The 21,660-nt window shown below is 71.4% G+C and carries 24 protein-coding genes; 12 read left to right on the top strand and 12 right to left on the bottom strand.

The window, feature by feature from the left end; translation table 11 throughout:
• Positions 1–161: 161 nt before the first annotated feature.
• Positions 162–740, bottom strand: a complete 579-nt coding sequence (locus G4G93_RS03380; RefSeq protein WP_165081141.1) for a tyrosine phosphatase family protein — start codon at positions 738–740, stop codon at positions 162–164.
• Between the two features lie 214 nt (positions 741–954).
• Between G4G93_RS03380 and G4G93_RS03375 the strand changes: the two genes are divergently transcribed.
• Complete coding sequence (locus G4G93_RS03375) at positions 955–2,040, top strand: TRAP transporter substrate-binding protein (RefSeq protein ID WP_165081139.1); 1,086 nt, start codon at positions 955–957, stop codon at positions 2,038–2,040.
• Positions 2,041–2,065: 25 nt separating this feature from the next.
• Here the strand turns inward: G4G93_RS03375 and G4G93_RS03370 are convergent, their stop codons facing one another.
• Positions 2,066–2,257: a hypothetical protein gene (locus G4G93_RS03370; protein WP_048429329.1), complete on the bottom strand. Its 192-nt coding sequence runs from the start codon at positions 2,255–2,257 to the stop codon at positions 2,066–2,068.
• A 377-nt stretch (positions 2,258–2,634) separates the two neighbouring features.
• On the opposite strand from G4G93_RS03370, the gene G4G93_RS03365 reads away from it, so the two are divergent.
• From G4G93_RS03365 to G4G93_RS03355, 3 genes are all read left to right on the top strand, one after another.
• Positions 2,635–4,026 carry a deoxyribodipyrimidine photo-lyase gene (locus G4G93_RS03365; protein WP_165081136.1) on the top strand — a complete coding sequence of 464 codons (1,392 nt, stop codon included), beginning with the start codon at positions 2,635–2,637 and terminating at the stop codon, positions 4,024–4,026.
• 162 nt (positions 4,027–4,188) lie between these two features.
• Positions 4,189–4,917 (top strand): tRNA (guanosine(37)-N1)-methyltransferase TrmD, encoded by a 729-nt coding sequence (trmD, locus tag G4G93_RS03360; RefSeq protein WP_165081134.1) that lies wholly within the window; start codon positions 4,189–4,191, stop codon positions 4,915–4,917.
• A 323-nt stretch (positions 4,918–5,240) separates the two neighbouring features.
• A complete protein-coding gene (locus G4G93_RS03355) occupies positions 5,241–6,080 on the top strand; it encodes a substrate-binding domain-containing protein (RefSeq protein ID WP_395410424.1) in 840 nt (279 codons plus the stop codon).
• Position 6,081: 1 nt separating this feature from the next.
• On the opposite strand, the gene G4G93_RS03350 is transcribed toward G4G93_RS03355, so the two are convergent.
• Positions 6,082–6,786 (bottom strand): ABC transporter permease, encoded by a 705-nt coding sequence (locus G4G93_RS03350; RefSeq protein ID WP_165081132.1) that lies wholly within the window; start codon positions 6,784–6,786, stop codon positions 6,082–6,084.
• A gap of 156 nt (positions 6,787–6,942) precedes the next feature.
• Here G4G93_RS03350 and G4G93_RS03345 point away from each other — a divergent pair, with 156 nt between their 5' ends.
• The 3 genes from G4G93_RS03345 to serA all read left to right on the top strand — a co-directional run bounded on the left by G4G93_RS03345 (position 6,943) and on the right by serA (position 10,248).
• Entirely contained in the window at positions 6,943–7,179 is a 237-nt protein-coding gene (locus tag G4G93_RS03345; protein WP_165081130.1) for a hypothetical protein, read from the top strand.
• Between the two features lie 83 nt (positions 7,180–7,262).
• Positions 7,263–8,432, top strand: coding sequence for a phosphoserine transaminase (locus tag G4G93_RS03340; RefSeq protein WP_165081128.1), 1,170 nt, complete (start codon positions 7,263–7,265; stop codon positions 8,430–8,432).
• 217 nt (positions 8,433–8,649) lie between these two features.
• Complete coding sequence (gene serA, locus G4G93_RS03335) at positions 8,650–10,248, top strand: phosphoglycerate dehydrogenase (RefSeq protein WP_165081126.1); 1,599 nt, start codon at positions 8,650–8,652, stop codon at positions 10,246–10,248.
• A 260-nt stretch (positions 10,249–10,508) separates the two neighbouring features.
• Here the strand turns inward: serA and G4G93_RS03330 are convergent, their stop codons facing one another.
• Entirely contained in the window at positions 10,509–10,679 is a 171-nt protein-coding gene (locus G4G93_RS03330; RefSeq protein ID WP_165081124.1) for a type II toxin-antitoxin system VapC family toxin, read from the bottom strand.
• A gap of 532 nt (positions 10,680–11,211) precedes the next feature.
• Between G4G93_RS03330 and mtnA the strand changes: the two genes are divergently transcribed.
• Positions 11,212–12,309: an S-methyl-5-thioribose-1-phosphate isomerase gene (gene mtnA, locus G4G93_RS03325; protein WP_165081122.1), complete on the top strand. Its 1,098-nt coding sequence runs from the start codon at positions 11,212–11,214 to the stop codon at positions 12,307–12,309.
• On the opposite strand, the gene G4G93_RS03320 is transcribed toward mtnA, so the two are convergent.
• From G4G93_RS03320 to G4G93_RS03300, 5 genes are all read right to left on the bottom strand, one after another.
• Entirely contained in the window at positions 12,306–13,304 is a 999-nt protein-coding gene (locus G4G93_RS03320) for a MaoC family dehydratase (protein ID WP_165081120.1), read from the bottom strand. The two genes, mtnA and G4G93_RS03320, sit on opposite strands and share 4 nt — an antisense overlap.
• Before the next feature lie 73 nt (positions 13,305–13,377).
• Positions 13,378–14,043: a deoxyribonuclease V gene (nfi, locus tag G4G93_RS03315; RefSeq protein ID WP_165081118.1), complete on the bottom strand. Its 666-nt coding sequence runs from the start codon at positions 14,041–14,043 to the stop codon at positions 13,378–13,380.
• 7 nt (positions 14,044–14,050) lie between these two features.
• Positions 14,051–15,148: a redox-regulated ATPase YchF gene (gene ychF, locus G4G93_RS03310; RefSeq protein ID WP_165081116.1), complete on the bottom strand. Its 1,098-nt coding sequence runs from the start codon at positions 15,146–15,148 to the stop codon at positions 14,051–14,053.
• Between the two features lie 94 nt (positions 15,149–15,242).
• Positions 15,243–15,854 (bottom strand): aminoacyl-tRNA hydrolase, encoded by a 612-nt coding sequence (gene pth, locus G4G93_RS03305; protein WP_165081114.1) that lies wholly within the window; start codon positions 15,852–15,854, stop codon positions 15,243–15,245.
• Positions 15,855–15,948: 94 nt separating this feature from the next.
• On the bottom strand, positions 15,949–16,626 hold the full coding sequence (locus G4G93_RS03300) for a 50S ribosomal protein L25/general stress protein Ctc (RefSeq protein WP_165081112.1): 678 nt from the start codon (positions 16,624–16,626) through the stop codon (positions 15,949–15,951).
• Positions 16,627–16,912: 286 nt separating this feature from the next.
• On the opposite strand from G4G93_RS03300, the gene G4G93_RS03295 reads away from it, so the two are divergent.
• On the top strand, positions 16,913–17,470 hold the full coding sequence (locus tag G4G93_RS03295) for a TIGR02281 family clan AA aspartic protease (RefSeq protein WP_165081110.1): 558 nt from the start codon (positions 16,913–16,915) through the stop codon (positions 17,468–17,470).
• 6 nt (positions 17,471–17,476) lie between these two features.
• Here G4G93_RS03295 and G4G93_RS03290 read toward each other — a convergent pair whose 3' ends face one another.
• The 3 genes from G4G93_RS03290 to G4G93_RS03280 form a co-directional block, all read right to left on the bottom strand.
• Complete coding sequence (locus G4G93_RS03290) at positions 17,477–18,097, bottom strand: TadE/TadG family type IV pilus assembly protein (protein ID WP_246736482.1); 621 nt, start codon at positions 18,095–18,097, stop codon at positions 17,477–17,479.
• Between the two features lie 53 nt (positions 18,098–18,150).
• Entirely contained in the window at positions 18,151–18,720 is a 570-nt protein-coding gene (locus G4G93_RS03285; protein WP_246736481.1) for a TadE/TadG family type IV pilus assembly protein, read from the bottom strand.
• 149 nt (positions 18,721–18,869) lie between these two features.
• Positions 18,870–19,394, bottom strand: coding sequence for a pilus assembly protein N-terminal domain-containing protein (locus G4G93_RS03280; protein WP_165081104.1), 525 nt, complete (start codon positions 19,392–19,394; stop codon positions 18,870–18,872).
• 291 nt (positions 19,395–19,685) lie between these two features.
• On the opposite strand from G4G93_RS03280, the gene G4G93_RS03275 reads away from it, so the two are divergent.
• The 3 genes from G4G93_RS03275 to cpaB all read left to right on the top strand — a co-directional run bounded on the left by G4G93_RS03275 (position 19,686) and on the right by cpaB (position 21,646).
• Positions 19,686–19,868, top strand: a complete 183-nt coding sequence (locus G4G93_RS03275) for a Flp family type IVb pilin (protein WP_165081102.1) — start codon at positions 19,686–19,688, stop codon at positions 19,866–19,868.
• Between the two features lie 182 nt (positions 19,869–20,050).
• Complete coding sequence (locus tag G4G93_RS03270) at positions 20,051–20,557, top strand: prepilin peptidase (protein WP_165081100.1); 507 nt, start codon at positions 20,051–20,053, stop codon at positions 20,555–20,557.
• A 276-nt stretch (positions 20,558–20,833) separates the two neighbouring features.
• Positions 20,834–21,646, top strand: a complete 813-nt coding sequence (cpaB, locus tag G4G93_RS03265; RefSeq protein WP_165081098.1) for a Flp pilus assembly protein CpaB — start codon at positions 20,834–20,836, stop codon at positions 21,644–21,646.
• The last annotated feature ends 14 nt before the right edge of the window (positions 21,647–21,660 follow it).

Here is a 21,660-nt window from a genome sequence, read left to right as displayed (position 1 = left end):
GGTCGTTCACAGAACAGAAACACCACCGAGGCGGCCTTCGTCTGTCGACGTCCGATCACGCGAGACACGATACTCCGTTGCCTCGACTTGCCGCAAGAGCAATCGAAGACGCGACAAACGCGCCCGGGAGGGCCCGGCGTACGAGCGTGGCCCGCGACGGGTCAGGCGAGCGCCGCATCGACCTCCCGCCCCCGGCCCAACCCCCGCATCAGCTCGACGAGGTTCGGGCGCACCCGCAGCTGCTCGGCGTGGAGGCGGCGCACCGCCTCGGTGAGCTGACCGTCGTAGCGCAGGATGTCGTCCGCGTAGGCGATCATGCGGGCGTTGGGCCAGGCCTTCTCGCGCAGGGCGTGGACCTTGGCGACGACCGCCCCGGCGTCGAGGTCCGGATGGGCCTGGCCGAGCAGCATGGTCATCGCGGCGGTGGAGCGCGAGATGCCGGCGTGGCAGTGGATCAGCAGATGGGTCTTGCGCCGCGCCGTCTCGGCCATCAGCTCCTCGCCGAAGCGCAGGATCGCCTCGACGTCCCGGCGCTCGGGCAGGATCTGGCCGTCGGTCGGCTCGATGATGTCGTGGAAGCGCAAGGTGGTGCGGTGATGCGCGTCGTAGCCGCCGAAGGCCTCGGGCTCGGGCCAGGCCGGGTCGAGGATCGACAGCACGTGGGTGACGCCGCGGGCCGAGTGGTGGCCCAGCTCCTCGAGGCCGCAGACCGTGTGCAGGGAGATCGGTTCGGGCTTCACGGTCGGGTCGCGCTCCGGCGGGCCGGCGGGGCATGAGGCGCCGCCGCGAGCCTCGGGAATTAGCATAGGCGTCACGGCCGCACGAGAGCCCTGCCCCAGCCCCGCCCACTCGCAGGAAGGCGGCGGCAGGGATGCGCGTCCCGGGTGCGCTTTCACCGGAAGCGCGCTAGTTCTGGCGGCGACACGGCTGAGAACGACCCTCGATGGGGAGAGCATGAAGCGTCGCGACATCCTGACGGCCGGCCTCGGCCTCGCCGGCTCCGCGGCGATCGCCGCCCCGGCAGTGGCGCAAGGCGCGCCCGAGCTGCGCTGGCGGCTGCACTCGGCGTTCCCGCGCAACCTCGACGCGCTCTACGGCGCCGCGGAGCTGTTTTCCCGCCTCGTCGCCGAGGCGACCGACAACCGCTTCCAGATCGAGGTCGCGGCGGCGCCCGCCGGCGAATCCGCCGCCCTCCTCGATTCGGTCGGGGCCGGCAACCTGGAGATGGCCTATTCGGCCGCCTATTACGAGGTCGGCCGCGACCCGACCTACGCGCTCGCCACCGCGATCCCGTTCGGGCTCAATGCCCGCCAGCAGAATGCCTGGATGTATCAGGGCGGGGCGCTGGACCTGTTCAACGAGATCTTTTCCAAGAGCAAGCTCTACGCCCTGCCCGGCGGCAATACCGGCACCCAGATGGGCGGCTGGTTCCGGCGCGAGGTGAAGGCGACCGCCGATCTCCAGGGCCTGCGCTTCCGCATCGCCGGCCTCGGCGCCCAGGTGCTCGCCAAGCTCGGCGTCGCGACCCAGACCCTGCCGGGGCCCGACCTCTACGCGGCGCTCGAGGCCAAGACGCTGGATGCCGCCGAGTGGATCGGCCCCTACGACGACGAGAAGCTCGGCCTCAACAAGGTGGCGCCGTTCTACTATTATCCGGGATTCTGGGAGGGTGGCGCGATGCTGCACTTCTGGTTCAACGCCCAGAAATGGGCCGAGCTGCCGAAGACCTACCGGGCGATCGCGACGGCCGCGGCGGCGAGCGTCAACGGCGACCTCCAGGCCAAGTACGATGCCCGCAACCCGGCGGCCCTGCGGCGCCTCGTCGGCGGCGGTGCCCAGCTGCGCCCCTTCCCGCAGGAGGTGATGGAGGCGGCACTGAAGGCGGCGAACGAGATCTACGCCGACCTCGGCGCCAAGAACCCGGACTTCAAGCGCGTCTACGACGCCCTGAAGACCTTCCGCAATGAGGAATACCTCTGGTTCCAGGTCGCGGAATACACCTACGACAACTTCATGATCCGGGCCCGCGCCCGGGGCTGATCCGCCCCGGGCGTGAGGACGCCGCCTACTCGGCGGCCTCCTCGCCCGGCAGGGTGCCACGCCCCTCCTCGCGCATCAGCGCCCGCACCACGCTCGGCACCGCTTCCAGGGCGCCCGCCAGGGTCTCGTCGGCCACGAACAGGCTCTTGATCTCCGGGCTGGTGATGCAGACGAGGCCTTCTCCGCTCTCCTCGACCCGCAGGGTGAATTGCCGCATCGCTCGACCGCTCCCTCACGCTCGGCTCCGATCGCCCCGCGATGCACGAGGCGGGCCAAAGCCAGGAGGCAACGCGGAGCGCGGCCATAAGCTCCACCGCACGTAGGGATAAGCCGGCCGCGATGTCACGACGAAGCATGGATGCAAGAAAAAAGGCCGCTCTTGCGAGCGGCCCGAAGTCTAGGGAGGAAACGCCCAAGAAGGGCAGCGGAAGCACGACGCCATCGCGCTCCCGCACCGCAATAAGATAAATGTGCAGCGCCAGAAGGCAAGGCGCGATGATAGGCATGGTTGACGCTTTTGCGGGCAGCGTCGGCGCGCCGCGCTGGACCCGGCCGGGCCACGGCCTAGGTTCAGACGCCTGACGGGGGCGCGGAATGGCGATTCAGGCGGGGCGGATCCGGGTTCTGAAGGACGTGGAGCCGCGGGACGGCGCCTACGTGCTCTACCTGATGCAGCAGGGCATGCGCAGCCGCGACAACCCGGCGCTCGAATACGCCGTCGAGGAGGCCAACCGCCTCGGGCTGCCGGTGGTGGCCGGGTTCGGCCTGCTCGATGGCGGCGCCCATTTCCCGGAGGCGAATGCCCGGCATTACGCCTTCCTGCTCCAGGGGCTGGCCGATGCCAAGGCGGGTCTGGAGCGCCGCGGCATCGCCTTCGTGCTGCGCCGTGCCACGCCGGCCAAGGCGGCGATCACGCTCGGGTGCCGCGCCGCGATGCTGGTCCTCGACCGCGGCTACCTGACGATCCAGAAGAGCTGGTACGCCGAGATCGGAGACGGCTTCGACGGCCGGATCGTCCAGGTCGAGGGCGACGTGGTGGTGCCGGTCGACGTCGCCTCGGGGAAGCATGAATTCGCCGCCCGCACCCTGCGGCCGAAGCTGCACAAGACCTGGGAGCCCTATCTCGCGCCGTTGCGGGCGCGGAAGGTCAAGCACCCGGCCGACGACCTCGACCTGACGAGCGACCTCGACGTCGCCGATCCCGACGCGGCTCTGGCCGCGATGACGCTCGACCGGTCGATCAAGCCGGTGCGGCGCTTCCGCGGCGGCGAGGTCGAGGCGTACCGCCGCCTGGAGGCCTACCTCGCCGGGCCCTTCGCCGAATACGGCGCGGTGCGCAACCGGCCCGAGGCGGGAGCCGCCTCGCATTTGAGCCCCTACCTGCATTTCGGCCAGATCTCGCCGGTGGCCGCCGCCCTCAAGGTGCAGGCCGCGAAGACCGGCGGCCCGGAGGACCGGGCGGCCTTCCTGGAGGAGCTGATCGTCCGGCGCGAGCTGGCGATGAACCACGTCCAGTTCAATCCGGGCTACGACCGCTACGAGACGGCCCTGCCGGACTGGTCCCGCAAGGCGCTGGCCGAGCACGCCGACGATCCGCGCCCGCATCTCTACGACGAGGAGGCGCTGGCGGAAGGCCGCACCCACGACGAATACTGGAACGCCGCGATGCGGGAGATGCGCGAGACCGGCTACATGCACAACCACCTGCGCATGTACTGGGGCAAGAAGATCCTCGAATGGTCGCCCTCGCCGGACGAGGCCTTCGCGGTGGCCCTGCGCCTCAACAACCGCTACTTCCTCGACGGGCGCGACCCGAACTCGTTCACCAACGTCGCCTGGCTGTTCGGCCTGCACGACCGCCCCTGGGGCCGGCGCAAGGTGTTCGGCACCGTGCGCTATCTCGGCCAGAACACGCTGAAGAAGTTCGACGCGAAGGCGTATCTGGCGGCGGTGGACGAGTTGTGCCGGGCGGAGGAGAGCGAATGAGATCGCTTCGCGGTCGCGGCGGAAATCGACATCCGGTGAGATCGTTCCGGGCTCCGCTTTCGGCCCCGGCACGACCGGAGGGCGTCATACCCGCCAGGAGGGACCCGGCCAGCGCGCCCCTCCCCGGTTGACCGCCCCGCCCCGCCGGGGCCATCAACCCGCATGACCTCCCCCGCTCCTCAGGCGCCCTGGCGCGCCACGGTCCTGACCCTCTACCCCGAGATGTTTCCCGGCCATCTCGGCCTGTCGCTCGCCGGCGACGCCCTGGCGCGGGGCGCCTGGAGCCTGGAGGCGCGCAACATCCGCGACCACGGCATCGGCCGGCACCGGGCGGTGGACGACACCCCGGCCGGGGGCGGGGCCGGGATGGTGCTGCGCTGCGACGTGCTCGCGGCGGCGATCGATGCCGCTTCCCCCGCCGACGACCCTCGCCCGCGCCTGCTGATGAGCCCGCGCGGCCGTCCGCTGAGCCAGGCCCGGGTCCGGGCGCTGGCGGAGGGGCCGGGAGTGATCGTGGTCTGCGGCCGGTTCGAGGGCGTCGACGAGCGGGTGATCGCCGGCCGCGGGCTGGAGGAGGTCTCGATCGGCGACTACGTGCTGTCGGGCGGCGAGCCCGCGGCCCTGGTGGTGCTCGATGCCTGCGTGCGCCTCCTGCCCGGCACGATGGGCAAGCACGCCTCCGGCGTCGAGGAGAGCTTCGAGGGCGGCGCCCTCGAATACCCGCACTACACCCGGCCGCGAGACTGGGAAGGGCGCGGCATCCCGGACGTGCTCACCGGCGGCAACCATGCGGCGATCGCCCGCTGGCGCGCAGCGGAATCCGCCCGCATCACCCGCGAGCGGCGTCCGGACCTGGTGCAGCGGGAAGTGACGGCGCCGTCGCGGACGTGATGAACGGCACCGAACTCTTCGACGCCCTGGTGGCGATCGGGGGGCCGCTCCTCGACATGTCGGAGCGCGGCCGGAATTCGTCGGGACGCGGGAGGCCGGACTTCTCGCCGAGGGGAGAGGCCCTGCCGACAGGAAGGGCGGCGACGATGCCGGCCGTTGAGGTGGGCGGCGATGTGGGCGGCGATCCTGGGCCTTGACCGGGATGCGGAGCGCGACGGCAGGACCCGCGATCACGCCGCCGCCGGATCGGGACCGATTGACCCTGGCGCAGGGCGGGAGCCGCGGGGTATCGCTCGCCGGGAGACCCCAACCGGAGCCCGCCCGTGCGCCCCCCGATCTCCCGTCGCCTCGCATTCCTGGCCCTGCTGCTCGCCGCGCCCGCCCTGTCCCTGCCGGCCGCCGCGCAGGAGCGGGCGATCACGCTGGCCTCCACCACCTCGACCGAGCAGTCGGGTCTGTTCGGCCACCTGCTGCCGATCTTCCAGCGCGAGACCGGCATCACCGTGCGCGTCGTCGCGGTCGGCACCGGCCAGGCGCTCGCCATCGGCGCCAAGGGCGACGCCGACGCGCTGCTCGTCCACGACCGGCCGGGCGAGGACAAGTTCGTCGCCGAGGGCCACGGCCTCGATCGCCGCGACGTGATGGCGAACGACTTCGTGATCGTCGGCCCCGCCGCCGACCCGGCCGGTATCAAGGGCGGGCGGGACGCCACGGAGGCGCTGGCCCGCATCGCCCGCGCCAAGGCGCCCTTCGCCAGCCGCGGCGACGACAGCGGCACCAACCGCACCGAGCTGCGGCTGTGGAAGAAGGCCGGCATCGAGGCCCGCGGCATCGGGGCGAGCTACCGCGAACTCGGCCAGGGCATGGGCCCGACCCTGAACGCGGCGGCCGCGATGGACGCCTACACACTGACGGACCGGGCGACCTGGGCGAGCTTCAAGAACCGCCAGAACCTCGTGATCCTGGTCCAGGGCGATCCGGCCCTGTTCAACCCCTACGGCTCGATCCTGGTGAACCCCGCCAAGAATCCGCAGATCCACGCGGCCGACGCCAGGATCTGGCACGAATGGCTGACCTCGGAGCGCGGCCGGGCGGCGATCGCCTCGTTCAAGATCAACGGCGAGCAGCTGTTCTTCCCCGCCGGCACGATGCCGAGCCAGTAGCTCACGCCCTCGGGAGTGCCGCCACCCGGTTGAGCCCGAAGGCGGCGGCGCTCACCACCAGCGTCAGGCTGACGAGGACGAGCCCGAGGCCGAGCGCCAGCGCGAGGTCGCCGCGGCTCGTCTCCAGGGCGATGCTGGTCGTCATGGTGCGGGTGTAGCCGCGGATGTTGCCCCCCACCATCAGGATGGCGCCGACCTCGGCGATCGCCCGGCCGAACGCCGCCAGGAAGGCGGTGACGAGGGGGGCCGGCGCCATCGCGAGCAGGATCAGGGCCGCGTGCCCGGCCCCCACCCCGTCGACCCGCAGCGCGTCGCCGTACTCCGCCCACAGGGCCTCGCAGGTGCGGTGCGCGAGCGCCGCGACGATCGGCAGGGCGAGCGCGCCTTGCGCGATCACCATCGCGCCGGGCGTGAACAGCAGGCCGAAGCTCCCGAGCGGCCCGGAGCGCGAGACCAGCAGGTAGAGCACCAGTCCCACCACCACCGGCGGCAGGCCGAGGAGCGCGTTGAGAAGCACGAGCAGCGCGCTGCGGCCGGGAAAGCGGGTCGCGGCGAGCAGCGCCCCGAGCGGCGCGCCCAGCACGAAGCCCAGCGCCGCCGCCGTGAGGCTGACGCGCAGCGACAGGCCGACGATGGCGACGAGGTCCGGATCCGCCCGCAGGATCATCGCGACCGCCAGTCCCAGGGCACGCCCGAACTCGTCCATCTCACCCCGTCTCGCGCGGTCCCGCCTCGTCCTATCCGGACGGACCGGCCCATGCCAGAGCGACCGGGATCCTGCGGGGTGGGCTGCGCGTTCCACAGGCCGCCCCCCATCGCCCCCGCCCGACCGTGGCCGGGCCCGCGGCAGGAAGGCTCCGCCATGAACGCGGCCGCTCCTCACCGTGAGACGGATCTCCAGATGGCCCTGCGCCACGTCATCGAGGCGGAGGCCCGGGTGCTGCGCCAGCGCGCCCTGGTCGCACGGCTCGGCCCGAAGGGCGGACGCGTCGCAGATCTGGCCCATGCCCTCCTCGCCGACTTCCAGTCCGATCTCGCGGCCCATCGCGCCCACCTCGCCCGCGTCACCCCGCCGCCCCCGCGTGGCGCGAGGTCTTGACGCCGGGTCCCGGCTGGCGCATCCGGGTCGGCGGGACACCTCTCCCCACCGAGAGGCGCCCATCTGGAAGGATGGACACCAGCATGACGACCCGCCCCGCGGCGCGCCCGCGCGCGCCCTTCTTCTCGTCCGGACCCTGCGCCAAGCGCCCCGGCTGGACGCCCGAGGCCCTCTCCGACGCGGCGCTCGGCCGCTCACACCGGGCGAAGCTCGGCAAGGCCAAGCTCAAGGAAGCGATCGACCTCACCCGCACGGTGCTGCAGGTCCCGGCCGAGTACCGCATCGGCATCGTGCCGGCCTCCGACACCGGCGCCGTCGAAATGGCGATGTGGTCGCTGCTCGGCGCCCGCCCGGTCGACATGCTGGCCTGGGAATCCTTCGGCGAGACCTGGGTCACCGACGCGATCAAGCAGCTCAAGCTCGACGCCCGCGTCATCAAGGCGCCCTACGGCCGCCTGCCCGACCTCTCCACGGTCGACACCCGCACCCGCGACGTGGTCTTCACCTGGAACGGCACCACCTCGGGCGTGCGCGTGCCGGACGCCGACTGGATCGCCGCCGACCGCGAGGGGCTGACGATCTGCGACGCCACCTCGGCGGCCTTCGCGCAGGACCTCGACTGGGCGAAGCTCGATGTCGTCACCTTCTCCTGGCAGAAGGTGCTCGGCGGCGAGGCGGCCCACGGCATGCTGATCCTCTCGCCCCGCGCCGTCGCGCGGCTCGAGAGCCACGTCCCGGCCTGGCCGATGCCGAAGATCTTCCGCATGACCAAGGGCGGGAAGCTGATCGAGGGCATTTTCCAGGGCGAGACCATCAACACGCCGTCGATGCTGGCGGTCGAGGACTATATCGACGCCCTGCGCTGGGCCGACACGCTCGGCGGTCTGGCCGCCCTGCGGGGGCGCGCCGACCGCAACGCCGGCGTGATCGCCGACTGGGTCGCCCGCACCCCGTGGATCGCCAACCTCGCCGAGGATCCGGCGACGGCCTCCAACACCAGCGTCTGCCTGGTGGTGAGCGATCCCGACGTGGTCGGGCGCGGCCCCGAGGCCGTGGCCGCCGTCGCCAAGGGCATCGCCACCAGCCTGGAGCGCGAGGGCGTCGCCCTCGATATCGGCGCCTACCGCGACGCACCCCCCGGCCTGCGGATCTGGTGCGGCGCCACGGTCGAGGCCTCGGATCTCGAGGCCCTGACGCCGTGGCTCGACTGGGCCTTCGCCCAGGAGAAGGCCCGCCTGACCCAGGCGGCCTGATACGCCCGTCATCGCCGTCATAGGCGCCGGAGCCCCGCAGGGACCGGCGTCGGCCGGGCGCGGGCTGCGAGGATCACACATCGCCGAATGAAGCGCGGGCTTTCCCCTCTCCCCGCCCGCGGGGAGAGGAGGATGCGCGCGACCCAGTGTGACTGCGCGAGCCCCCGGCCGACCCGCTCCCAGGCGGGGCAATGGCGCACACCCGTTAGAGGCCGCCATGCCCATTCCCATCAAAAAAGTCCTGATCTCCGACACCCTCTCCCCCGCCGCCGTCGCGATCTTCCGCGAGCGCGGGATCCAGGCCGATCTCCGCCCGGAACTGGGCAAGGACAAGGAGGCGCTGGCCGCCGCCATCGGCGAGTATGACGGCCTCGCCGTCCGCTCGACCACCCGGGTCACCGCTGCGCTGCTGGAGCGGGCCGGGCGGCTTTCGGTGATCGGCCGGGCCGGCATCGGCGTCGACACGATCGACGTGCCGACGGCCACCGCCCGCGGCGTGATCGTGATGAACACGCCGCACGGCAACGCCGTGACGACGGCCGAGCACGCCATCGCCCTGATGCTGTCGCTCGCCCGCCAGATCCCGCAGGCCGATGCCTCGACCCAAGCCGGGCGCTGGGAGAAGAACCGCTTCCTCGGCATCGAGCTGACCGCCAAGACCCTCGGCGTCATCGGCTGCGGCAATATCGGCGCCATCGTGGCCGATCGCGGCATCGGCCTGCGGATGCGGGTCATCGCCTACGACCCGTTCCTGACCCCCGAGCGCGCCGTGGCGCTCGGCGTCGAGAAGGTCGAGCTCGACGAGCTGCTGCGGCGGGCCGACGTCATCACCCTGCACGTGCCGCTCACCGACAAGACCCGCAACATCCTCTCGGCCGAGGCGCTGGCGCGCACCAAGCCCGGGGTGCGGATCGTCAACTGTGCCCGCGGCGGCCTCGTGGACGAGGTGGCGCTGCGCGCCGCCCTCGACTCCGGCCATGTCGCGGGGGCGGCCTTCGACGTGTTCACCGAGGAGCCGGCGAAGGAGAACGTGCTGTTCGGCCACCCGAACATGGTCTGCACGCCGCATCTCGGCGCCTCGACGACCGAGGCGCAGGAGAACGTGGCGCTCCAGGTCGCCGAGCAGATGAGCGACTACCTGCTGCACGGTGCGATCCGCAACGCAGTCAACTTCCCGTCGATCTCCGCCGAGGAGGCGCCGCGCCTGCGGCCCTACGTGACGCTGGCCGAGCAGCTGGGCTCGTTCCTCGGCCAGCTCACCGAGGCGCCGATCCGCGGCATCCGCCTCATCTACGAGGGCGAGGCGGCGGAGCTGAACACCAAGGCGCTCACCGCCGCCGCCGTCACCGGCGCGCTGCGGCCGTTCCTGGAGGGCGTCAACATGGTCTCGGCGATCGAGGTGGCGCGGGCCCGCGGCATCCAGGTCGAGACCGCGACCCGCACCACGGTCGGAGGGCCCTACGCCTCGCGCCTCCACCTCACGATCGAGGCCGAGGACATGCCCCGCGACGCCGCCGGCACGGTGTTCGGCGACGGCCGCCCGCGCTTCGTCGAGATCCGCGGCATCGCGCTGGAAGCCGCGGTGGCGCCGCACATGCTCTACATCCGCAACGCCGACCAGCCCGGCTTCATCGGCCGCTTCGGCACGCTGATGGGCGAGGCCGGCGTCAACGTCGCCACCTTCCATCTCGGCCGCGACCGGCCGGGCGGCGACGCGATCTGCTTTGCCGCCATCGACGAGGCGGTCTCGCCCGACTTGCTGCGGGCGATCGAGGCGATCCCGCAGGTGAAGCGGGCGCGGGCGGTGCGGTTTTGACAGCGTGGGGCGGGATTGCCGGGTGGCGTCCCGCCTCGTCAGCGGATGGTTTCGACCTGTACGGCAACGGCGGCTGCGAGGTCGCGCCAGCGCCGCTCGGCCGTCAGCGCCGTCGCGCCCTCCCGCCTGGCCAAAGCCAGGCAGTCGCGGTCGCCCGGCGACTAAGCAGACTTGCGTTGGCCGGCCAACGCTTCGTCCGCTTAGGTTGTTGTGTCACAGATTTTTGCCGCAAAACCGGCGGCCACTTTTGCGAAATCTGCTTAGCCGAGATGCAGCGTGATCGGCCTCAGCATGCCGGCGGCAACGGACAGATCCGCATCCGCCGGCACGACCCCGATCGGGAGCGGCCGCAGCATCGCCTCGATGTCGGAGCGCGCCGCGCCGAGCTTGGCGTCGTGGCGGACGACCTCCGCCCAGTTCACGGCCCCCAAGGCGGCGCCATCGACGACGGCCTTGACGCGATCCGCGCCCGGTTCGTCGAGCAGCAGGGCCAGGAGGGGCCGAGGCGTCCAGAACGAAGGCGCTCATTCGGCCCCGGTGTCACCGGCACGGCTTGCGAGAAAGTCGTCGACCGTCGCACCGGCCCGGCCCTCGACCAAGCGGCGGCTCACGGCTTGTGCCCGGGCGACGGCCTGATCCAGAGTGCGCAGGACGATCGCATCGCCGGTATCCTCGACCAGGACTTCCCCCCTGCGCGAGGCCGTGCCTCTCGCGCAGGGCAGCGGGCAGACTGAGGTTCCCATCGGGCAAGACCATAGCCTTCATGACGATCACCGGATCCCGATCGACAGTGTGGCACCGATGCCCGTGTGATGGCTCGGCGTCTTCGGAAGCCGGAACGATCCTTCCGCCGGGCTGGATCGAGGCGCATGCCTCGTCGCGAAGGGGTATCCGACGCCTGGGCGTGACGGCGCGCCATCCCGCCGGCTCCCCCTCCCCGCCTTTCGTGCTAAACCCCCGCCCATGAAGATCGACGGCCGCCACTACCGCACCATCTTCCCCGCGCCCGACAGCGAGGGGATCTGCGTGATCGACCAGACCCGCCTGCCCTTCGCCTTCGAGACGACGACGCTGAGGAGCGAGGCGCAGGCCGCAATCGCCATCCGCACCATGATCGTGCGCGGCGCGCCGCTCATCGGCGCCACCGCCGCCTACGGCCTGGCGCTGGCGATGCGCGAGGACCCGTCCGACCGCAACCTCGACGGGGCGCAGGCGCGGCTCGCCGCGACGCGGCCGACCGCGATCAACCTGGCTTGGGCCCTCGACCGGGTCGCAGGCGTGCTGCACCCTCTGAACCCGAAGGAGCGCGAGGCCGCTGCTTTCGCGGAGGCCGCCCGCATCGCCGACGAGGACGTGGCGAGCTGCCGGGCGATCGGCGAGCACGGCGCGGCCTTGATCGCAGCCATCGCCCGCAAGAAGAACGGGCCGGTCAACGTGCTGACCCACTGCAATGCCGGCTGGCTCGCCACCGTCGATTGGGGCACGGCGCTGGCCCCGATCTACGTCGCGCACGATGCCGGGCTGCCCGTCCATGTGTGGGTCGACGAGACGAGGCCGCGCAACCAGGGCGCGGCGCTCACCGCCTTCGAGCTCAACGCCCACGGCGTGCCCCATACGGTCATCGCCGACAATGCCGGCGGGCACCTGATGCAGCACGGGCAGGTCGATCTCTGCATCGTCGGCTCGGATCGCACCACCGCGACCGGCGACGTCTGCAACAAGATCGGCACCTACCTGAAGGCGCTCGCCGCCCGCGATTGCGGCGTGCCATTCTACGCGGCGCTCCCGTTCTCGACCATCGACTGGACCCTGACCGACGGCGTCGCCGGCATCCCGATCGAGGAGCGCGACGCCCGCGAGGTGACCCACCTCACCGGCCGCACCGACGACGGCGCCTTCGCCACCGTGGCGGTGGTCTCGCCCGGAAGCCCGGTGGCGAACCCGGCCTTCGACGTGACGCCGGCCCGCCTCGTGACCGGCATCATCACCGAGCGCGGCGTGGCGGAGGCGACGCCGGAGGGATTGCTGGGTCTCTATCCGGAGCGGCGGGCGGCGGCTTAGGAACCCCGGCTCGGCGCCAGCCACGCTCCCGCGAAGCGAAACACCGGCTCGCCGCGCTGGTTGGTCCCCGTCGCCGTGTGGCTGACGACGCCCCAACCCGGACGGGTGCGCGAGGGGCGGGCCTCGGTCAGGGTCACGTCGTAGCGGATCGTGTCGCCGGCATAGACCGGCTTCAGCCATTGCAGGTCGCGAAACCCCGGCGAGGGACCGCCCTCGACCACCGGCTCAGCCCGCTGGATCGCGAGCGCCCGGCCGCGGTCGCGGCCCGCCACCATCCGCTTCATCCAGGCCGCGGCGGTGTGCCAGCCGGAGGCGCAGAGCCCCCCGAAATGCGTCTGCGCGGCCGCGGCCTCGTCGACGTGGAACGGCTGCGGATCGAAGGCGCGGGCGAACCGCAGGATGTCGTCGCGGGTGAAGTGGTGCGCGCCGAGGTCGAAGGGCCGGTTCAGCGGCATGTCCTCGAGATAAGCCGACGGCAGCGCCTCGCCCTCGGGCAGCTCGGCCGGGGCCGGCTCCTCCGGCGGACGTGGGCGCGGCGGCAGCGGGGGCGTCCCGCGGCGGCCGAACATCGCCCAGAAATCCTGGGTCATCACCGGCTGGCCGGCCCCGTTGCCGATCTCGAGCAGGACCCGCACGAAGCCGCGGTCGGGCTTGCTGCCGGAGGGGCGGCTCTCGGTGACGCTCATGCGCATCGACAGGGCATCGCCGGGGCGCACCGGACGCAGCCAGCGCACCTCCTCGATGCCGGGCGAACCCATCGAGCTCGATTGCAGGATGAAGCCGTCGGCGACGAGCCGCATGCCCAGCGCGCAGGTATGCCAGCCGGAAGCAATCAGCCCGCCGACGAAGCTCTCCTTGGCCGCGGCCTCGTCGGTATGGAAGCCCTGCGGATCGAAGTCGCGGGCGAAGTTCACGATGTCGTCGCGGCTCACCGCCAGAGGCCCGAAATCGAGCCGGAACCCGGGCGTGAGATCCTCGAAGCAATAACGGGTCATGGGGAGCGTCCGGCGGCATTGCGGGCCGCCGGGCTAGCACAGCCAGGCTCTTACGCGAAAGCGCCCGCGGCCCTTAAGAGAATGCCCCCGCGGCCTTGTGGGCGAGGCGGATCGGCTCCGGCAGGCGGAATCTCGGCGCGCAGGCCAGTACCAGGGCGACGCTCGTCGGGATGTCGGCGAGGTGGCCCGGCGAGATGAAGAGCGGGTGCTTCCCGGTGCGGGTACGGACCACCGCGCCGATCGTCTCGCCCTTGTCGATCAGCGGCTGGTGAGCGCCCTTTTCCTCGGACAGAGGCGCGTTGCGGCCGCAGAGCCGGGTCTTGCCGACCCCGATCGTCGGGCGCTGCAGCCACAGGCCCATATGACTGGCGATGCCGATGCGGCGCGGATGCGCCGTGCCCATCCCGTCGAACAGGAAGACGTCCGGCTCGGCCCTCAAGCGTCCGAAGGCTTCCTCCAGCACCGGGCCCTCGCGGAAGCTCAGCAGGCCCGGCACGTACGGGAACGGCGTCGGCATCAGCGCCGTCACGGTCTCGACCACCCGGAAATCCGGATAGGTCGCGACCACGATCGCCGCATGCGAGCGATCGTTCTTCACGCTGACATCGACGCCGGCGACGAGCCGCACGGCGTCGATGTCGAGGGGCCGGTCGGCCACGATCTCGGCGGCGAGCCGGCGCTGGAGCGCCACGGCCTCCGTGGGCGTCAGGTCCCAATCGTGGCGCCGGACGAGATCCATCGAATCGTCAGTTGGCGAAGCGGAAATGCAGCACGTCGCCGTCCTGCACCAGGTATTCCTTGCCTTCCAGCCGAAGCTTGCCGGCCTCGCGCGCCCCGGCCTCGCCCTTCAACGCCGTGTAGTCGGCATAGGCGATGGTCTCGGCGCGGATGAAGCCCTTCTCGAAGTCGGTGTGGATCACCCCGGCGGCGCCCGGCGCGCGGGTGCCCCTGGTGATGGTCCAGGCCCGGGCCTCCTTGGGGCCCACGGTGAAGTAGGTGATGAGGCCGAGCAGCTCGTAGCCGGCGCGGATCACCCGGTTCAGGCCCGGCTCGGTGAGGCCGACCGCCTCCAGGTACTCGACCTGGTCGGCCGGCGGCAGCACCGCGATCTCGCTCTCGATCTTGGCCGAGACGACGACCGCCTTGGCGCCCTCGGCCGCGGCGCGGGCGAAGACGGCGGCCGAATGGGCGTTGCCCGCATCGGCCGCACCCTCCTCGACGTTGCAGACGTAGAGCACGGGCTTGGCCGTCATCAGGCCGAGCTGCGAGAACAGGCGCTCCTCCTCGGCCTTGCGCTCGACGAGCCGGGCCGGCTTGCCATCACGCAGCAGCGGCAGGGCGCGCTGGACGAGGTCGAGGACCTCCTTGGCTTCCTTGTCGGCGCCCTTGGCCTTCTTCTCCAGGGCGGTCAGGCGCTTCTCGAGGCTGTCGAGATCGGCCAGCATCAGCTCGGTCTCGATCGTCTCGATGTCGGCGATCGGGTCGACCTTGCCCTCGACATGGGTGACGTCGCCGTCCTCGAAGCAGCGCACGACGTGGGCGATGGCGTCGACCTCGCGGATATTGGCGAGGAACTGGTTGCCCAAGCCCTCTCCCTTCGAGGCACCGCGCACCAGGCCGGCGATGTCGACGAAGGTGAGGCGGGTCGGGATGATCTCCTTCGAGGAGGCGATCCGGGCGAGATCGTCGAGCCGGCTATCCGGCACCGCCACCTCGCCGACATTCGGCTCGATGGTGCAGAACGGGTAATTTGCCGCCTGCGCCGCCGCCGTCTGCGTCAGCGCGTTGAAGAGCGTCGACTTGCCGACGTTCGGCAGGCCGACGATGCCGCATTTGAAGCCCATCAGATCAGTCCGTTCGATTCTCTGGAGACCGCCGGCCGCGGCCATGTTGCATAGTATTCGGTTGCCTGGCACTTGCGGCGTCGGGGAGCACGGGTCAAGCCGGCTTCTCGCCGACGCGCTTCACCTCGTCCCAGCCCCGCCCGGCCATGGCGAGGTGGACCTTGTTCTGGAAGCGGGCATCCTCGCCCGCGGCGAGCAGCTCGGCGGCATCGGCCATCGCGTCGCACAGGTCCTCGACCCAGGGCGTCTCGGCCTTGGCGAAGTCGTTGAGCACGTAGGCGTGGACGAGCGCCTTGTCGCCCGGATGCCCGATGCCGAGGCGGGCGCGCCAGTACTCGTTGCCGCATTGCGCGGTGATCGAGCGCAGGCCGTTATGACCGGCATTGCCGCCGCCCTTCTTCACCCGCAGCTTGGCGGGAGCGAGGTCCAGCTCGTCGTGGAACACCACCACGCCCTCGAGCGGGATCTTGTAGAATCGCTGCGCCTCGGCGACCGCCCGGCCGGATTCGTTCATGAAGGTCAGGGGCTTCAGCAGAAGCACGCGCTCGGGTCCGATCACCGCCTCGGTGCAGTCGCCCTGGAACTTGCGGCGCCACGGCGCGGCGCGGTGCCGGCGCGCGATCGCGTCGAGCGCCATGAAGCCGATATTGTGCCGGTTGCCCGCATAGCGGGTCCCGGGATTGCCGAGGCCGACGAACAGCCGCATGGCGACGCAAGAGCTCCCCGAGAAAGCGAAAAGACGCCCCGGGTCTCGCGACCGGGGCGTCCCGTTGACGGTTGAGGTCGAGCCGGGAGGCGGCTCAGTCCTCCTTGGCCTCGCCCTCGGCGGCCTCTTCGGCAGCCTCGGCGGCCGACTCGGCGCGGGCGGCCTCGGCCACCGCGGCCTCCTCGGCCTCGACCTCGGCGCCGAGCACCGTCGGCGGCACGATGGTGGCGACCACGTCGGCCCCGTCGAGGGCGAGGGTGGCGCCGGACGGCACGGGCAGGTCGGAGACGTGGATGGTGTCGCCGATGGTCTTGCCGGTCAGGTCGACGGTGATCGCGTCGGGGATCGACTCGGGCGCGACCTCGACCGCGACGGTGTGGTGCACGACGTTGAGCGTGCCGCCCTCCTGCTTGATGCCGGGGGCCGCGTCCTCGTTGGTGAAGTGCACCGGCACCTCGACCTCGATCGTCTGGCCGGCGACGACGCGCAGGAAGTCGACGTGCAGCGGCACGCCGGAGACCGGGTCGAGCTGGAAGTCGCGCGGGATGGCCCGGACCTTGCGGCCGCCGGCGCTGATCTCGAACACGGTGGTCCGGAAACCGCCGGCGTAGATCAGGGTGCGGGTGCGGATGAGGTCGATGGCGATGGCCTGCGGCGGCTGGTTGCCCCCGTAGATGACGGCCGGCACCTGGCCCTGGCGACGAACGGCCCGGGCGGCCCCCTTGCCGACCCGGTCGCGTGCCACGGCCTCAAGCGGCTTCACGGCGCTCATGGCGTGATCCTTAAAACTGGTGTTTGCGGATGGCTCAAACGCCGAAGGCCGCCCCCTCGAGGACGGCCCTGTGAACCGACGTCGCCACGCCCGTTCCCATGACGGGAATCCGGCCTCCAAGGGTGTCCGGCGGGCGGGGTGCTGCTAGCAGACGAAGGACGCGATGGCAAGGACGGCGGACAATGATCGGGCTTGCGCGGGATTCCGGCGCGATCGGCGCAAGGATCCTTAACCGGTCGGCCGCGAGTCTGCGCGCCGTATCCCGAGACCTTGCCGGAGTTTGTCCGTGACCCGCCCGATCCTCTGGGCCCTCGGCGTGCTCGCGACCGCCGCCCTCACAGGCGGATCGATGATCGAGCACTTCGCGAAGCCCGCCCGCGGCGGCCCGGCCCCGGCGGCAAGTGCCGCGCAGGTCGATCCCGGCGCCGCCCCCGGCGAGAGCCTGGTGCCGGGAAACCCAGGCCAGGGAAGTCCCGCTCCGGTGATTCTGGCCCAGGACGGGGCGGGGCAGTTCCGGGCACATCCGCAGGTCGAGGGGCAGGTGCTGCGCATGCTCGTCGATACGGGCGCCACGCACTGCGTCTTCACCAGCGAGGACGCCGCCCGGATCGGGCTGCGGCTCTCCGGGCGCGACTTCACCGCCAAGGTCGGCACCGCCAACGGCACGATCCCGGCGGCCCCGGTGCGGGTGCGCGAGGTGCGGGTCGGCGGGATCACGGTGCGCGACGTCGAGGCCCTGGTGCTGCCGAGCGGCCGGCTCGAGACGAGCCTGCTCGGCATGTCGTTCCTGCGCCGCCTGCGCGGGTTCGAGGTCGCGGCGGGGCGGATGACCCTGCGGGGCTGAGCCGGATCAGGGGCTCGGGCAAGCGCCGCCGTTGCGCGGGTCGACGACCGTCGGCAGCACGATCTCCGGGTTGTTGGTGACCGAGACGTTGTAGACCTTGCCGTTACGCACCGGCCAGACGATCGTCTCGGTCATCGTGCTGAGGTGGAACTGGTTGGCGAGCCGCGCGCCGAACAGCGGCTTGTAGGTCATCGTGAGCTCGACGACGACGTACCGGATCCCCGCCTTCTTGAATACGTCCGGCACGGGCGGCACGGCGGTCGACCCGATCGGGGCCGGCGCGCCGGCATTGCCCCCATCCACCGCGTAGGAGCAGACCCGGGCGGTGCCGTTCGCATCGTAGACGCCGATCGCCTTGGCGGCGATCCGCGCCGTGGCGCCGTCATACGGGGCGAGCACCGCCCGCCCGGCCTTCACGATGGTGGCGAACTGGCCGGTCGGGATGGTGCCGCCCTCCCGCGCCACGAGGTCGGCCACGGTGCGGGCCGCGAGTGTCACCTTGCGAAAGTTGCTGATGTAGCCGGCGAGGTCGGTGGTGCCGAGATAGAGCAGCAGCAGGAGCGGCAGCACCATCGCGAACTCGACCGCCGCGATCCCGTCCTGCCCCCGTCGAAATCGCACGAGCATGCGCTGGACGTGCGCGACGGCCCGGCATGTCCCGTTCCGTCCCGTCCGCGGGCTCATTGGAACGGCTCCGTGCGGAAGGCGACGGTGCTCTGCAGCACGCGCCTGCCGTTCGCCAGGGTGTTGGGATTGAGGAAGCCGAAGAAGACCGGGAATTCCACCGCCGCCTGCACGATGACGATCTGGTTCGAGCCCGGGTTCTGGTATTGCGTGCCGAACACCGTGGGCGAGCTGCGCCAGGAGCGCGAGACGGCGTCGATCGGGCTCGGCGGCGTGAAGTCGGCGCTGTCCGGCATCGCCAGCACGTCGATCTTGACGGCGCTGCACGAGAAGAGCGCGACCCGCCCGCTGCACAGCGCGTCCTTGAACTTCTGCAGCGCCACCTCCTGCGAGGTCGTGCCGGAGGGCGGGGGCGGGTCGGAGGCCCGGGCGGCCTGGAACTGGCCGGTATAGAGCTGGCGCGAGGCGTTCGACACCGCGTTGTCGAGGACCTGGCCGGCGAAGAAGACCAACGCGGTCTCCATGATCGCCGCGATGAGGCAGAGGAACGGCATCCCGATCATGGCGAATTCCACCGCGGTCGCGCCGTCGCGAGCCGCGGCGAAGCCGGCGATCCGCGCGCGCAAGGACCGGCGGACCCCGGGCGGGCCGCGATGGGGCGAGCGACGACGGGGCATGACGCGATGGGTGATGGCGCGATCCCGATCCGTGGGTGGCCGAGGATGCTGGTTACGCATCGAAGGGTTTCGGATCGGTTGAACCGATACGCGAGGAATCAGCGCGCCGCCGAACCGGGTCCGGCCCCGCCCGCCGTCGCCAGCGAGTTGCGCTGGCCGGCCTGGCCGCTCACCTCGGCGAAGTAGCGCTGCGCATCGCCGAGCTGCATCGCCGGCTGGCAGGCGGGCGTGCAGGAATAGGATTCCCGCTCGAGTCCGCGCTGGACGGTGACCACCGACGGGCTGCCGGCCCGCACGCTGATCGCCGATTCGGCCAGCATCGTGCCGGACGAGTCGAGGGCGATGAGGTTGGTGCTTCCGAAGCTCTTGCCGGTCAGCACCACGATGCCGTTCCGCTGCAGCGACACGTCGGCGATGATCGGGTTGCCGACGATCACCGTGGCGGTGCGCTCCGGCAGTCGGATCACCTTGGCGTTGTCGACGGTCACCGTGACGGTGGCCTGCTCGCTCGCCTGCGCGGCGGCCGGGGCCAGCAGCAGCGCGACGGCGAGCACGGGCGCGGCGCGCAGAAGGGCCCCGCAGGGGAGGCTCTGACGCGGGTGGCTCGGGCGGAGCGGGTTCATCGGCTGGCGGTTCTTTCGGACGCGACTCGGGTTCGTGGCAGTGAAGCGTCGGACGGTTGACAAACCGCTAAGGCAGCCTGGGCCGCAGCTCGGTCTAACCCTGGGACGGGCGGGTCGCCGTTCCGAGCGACCGATCGTTAACCAATGACGAATTTACACTTGGGATGCCAGGGATCCGCAATCGCTTTAACCCAACCTCAACGCGAGGCGGCCTAGGTTGTCGTCAGTCCCGGTCGGCGTCGGTCGATTGTCGACGGACTCATCGAGCTCACTCAGGCGGGAACTAGAGTTATGATCACCAAGCTGAAGCGTTTCGTCAGCGACGAGTCCGGCGCCACCGCGATCGAGTACGGCCTGATCGCGACCCTGATCGCCCTCGCGGTGATCGTCGCGGCCCGCACCGTCGGCACCAACCTGGCGCTGCAGTTCACCTCCGTCGCCGGCAACCTCGCCCCGCCCGCCGCGACGAAGTAAGAATCGCCAGCCGACCCGCATCCAGCGGGTCGGCGCGGTCCATGGGCGCAAGGCGCCGGTCGGACCGTTTTCGAGCATCCCCGACACGTCGCAGCGCGAATGCCGCGCGGCGTCGTTCCGTCCCGCTCGGTGGGGGTCGCGGGGTACCGCACCGCGCCTCACGACCGCTGTCGCGAGTCCGCATGAGCACCCTCTGCCTCCTCGTCGTGTTCCCGTTCCTGATGGCCTACGCGGCCGCCAGCGACATTCTCACGATGACGATCCCCAACCGGATCAGCGCGGTCCTCACCGGCGCCTTCGCGCTGTTGTGCGTCACGGCCGGGCTCGGCTTGTCCGATATCGCGAGCCATGTCGGCGCGGGCGCCCTCGTCCTGGCGGTGGGATTCGGTCTGTTCTCGGCGGGCGTGATCGGCGGCGGCGATGCCAAGCTCGCGGCCGCGACTGCGTTGTGGCTAGGCTACGGTCCTTTGGTCGATTACGTCCTCATCGCCGCCCTGATCGGCGGCGCGCTGGCGGCGGGCGTCCTCGTGCTGCGCATCTGTCCCCTGCCCGTCTTCGCGGCGTCCTGGCCCTTCGCGCTGCGTTTGCAGACCGGGCGGGCCGTCATGCCCTATGGCGTCGCCCTGGCAGCGGCGGCCCTCGTCACCTGCCCGTCCGCGCCCCTGTGGCGGCTGGTGCTGCCGGCCTGATCCCCCTGCGTCCCGCCCGTTTCCGATGCGCGGCGGCGGATGTTCGCCGTCACCGCGTGCCGAAGAGGAAGCCGCGCTCGTGCCCGGTCGGCGAGCGGCGGGCGCCGGGCGCTGCCTCGGACGTTCCCATCCGGACCATCCTGTCGCGCACCGGCTGCCGCCCGAAGGCTCGCGTTAACCCTAAAGCCGGTTAACCTTAATTTGAGGAATGCCTGCTGAATTCGGGCGGGGAGGGCGGCAGCGCTTTTCCCCGGCCCGTCCTCTCGTTGGCGCTCCATGAAGTCTTCGCGCTTGCTCCTGATCAGCGTCGCCGTCGTGACCGGCGCGGGCGCCTTCATCGTGATGAGCGGCCGCGAGCCGCCGCCCCCGCCGCCGTCGGTCCAGCCGGTCGCCGTCCAGGCTCCTGCCGTCGAGACGGTCGAGGTCCTGGTCGCCGCCGCGGAGCTGCCGATGGGGCAGACCGTCAAGCCGCCGGACCTGCGTTGGCAGACCTGGCCGAAGAGCGCGGCGGGCGACGGCTTCCTGCAGCGCGCCGCGGTGCCGGGGGCGCTCGAGGATACGGTCGGCTCGATCGTGCGCAGCCCGTTCCTCTCCGGCGAGCCGATCCGGCGCGAGAAGCTGATCAAGGCCAACGGCAGCGGCTTCCTGTCGGCGATCCTGCCCTCCGGGATGCGCGCCGTGGCGATCTCGATCGACGCCCGCGGCAGCAACACCGCCGGCGGCTTCATCCTGCCGAACGACCGGGTCGACGTCCTGCGCACCTCCCGCGACGAGGACGCCTCCCGCGCCGGCGGCGGCGACGTGCAGACCGCCGAGACCATCCTGACCAACATCCGGGTCCTGGCCGTGGGCCAGACCGTGCAGGAGCGCAACGGCGAGCGGGTGGTCACCGGCGACACCGCGACCCTCGAGCTCACCCCCGTCCAGGCCGAGGCCGTGACCCTGGCCCAGAAGGTCGGCCAGCTCTCCCTCGCCCTTCGCAGCCTCGCCGATGCCGGCCAGCCCGCCCCGCAGGTGGCGGAGGCGCAAGGAGAGGGCGGCGTCACGGTCGTGCGCTACGGCGTCGCCAAGCAGACGCCCCGCCGATGAGACAGGCCAGATCG

The sequence above is a fragment of the Methylobacterium sp. DB0501 genome, from assembly GCF_011043735.1.
Taxonomy (GTDB): domain Bacteria; phylum Pseudomonadota; class Alphaproteobacteria; order Rhizobiales; family Beijerinckiaceae; genus Methylobacterium; species Methylobacterium alsaeris.
The sequence above is the reverse complement of the archived record's forward strand: the minus strand, read 5'-3'. Positions and strand labels throughout refer to the sequence as shown.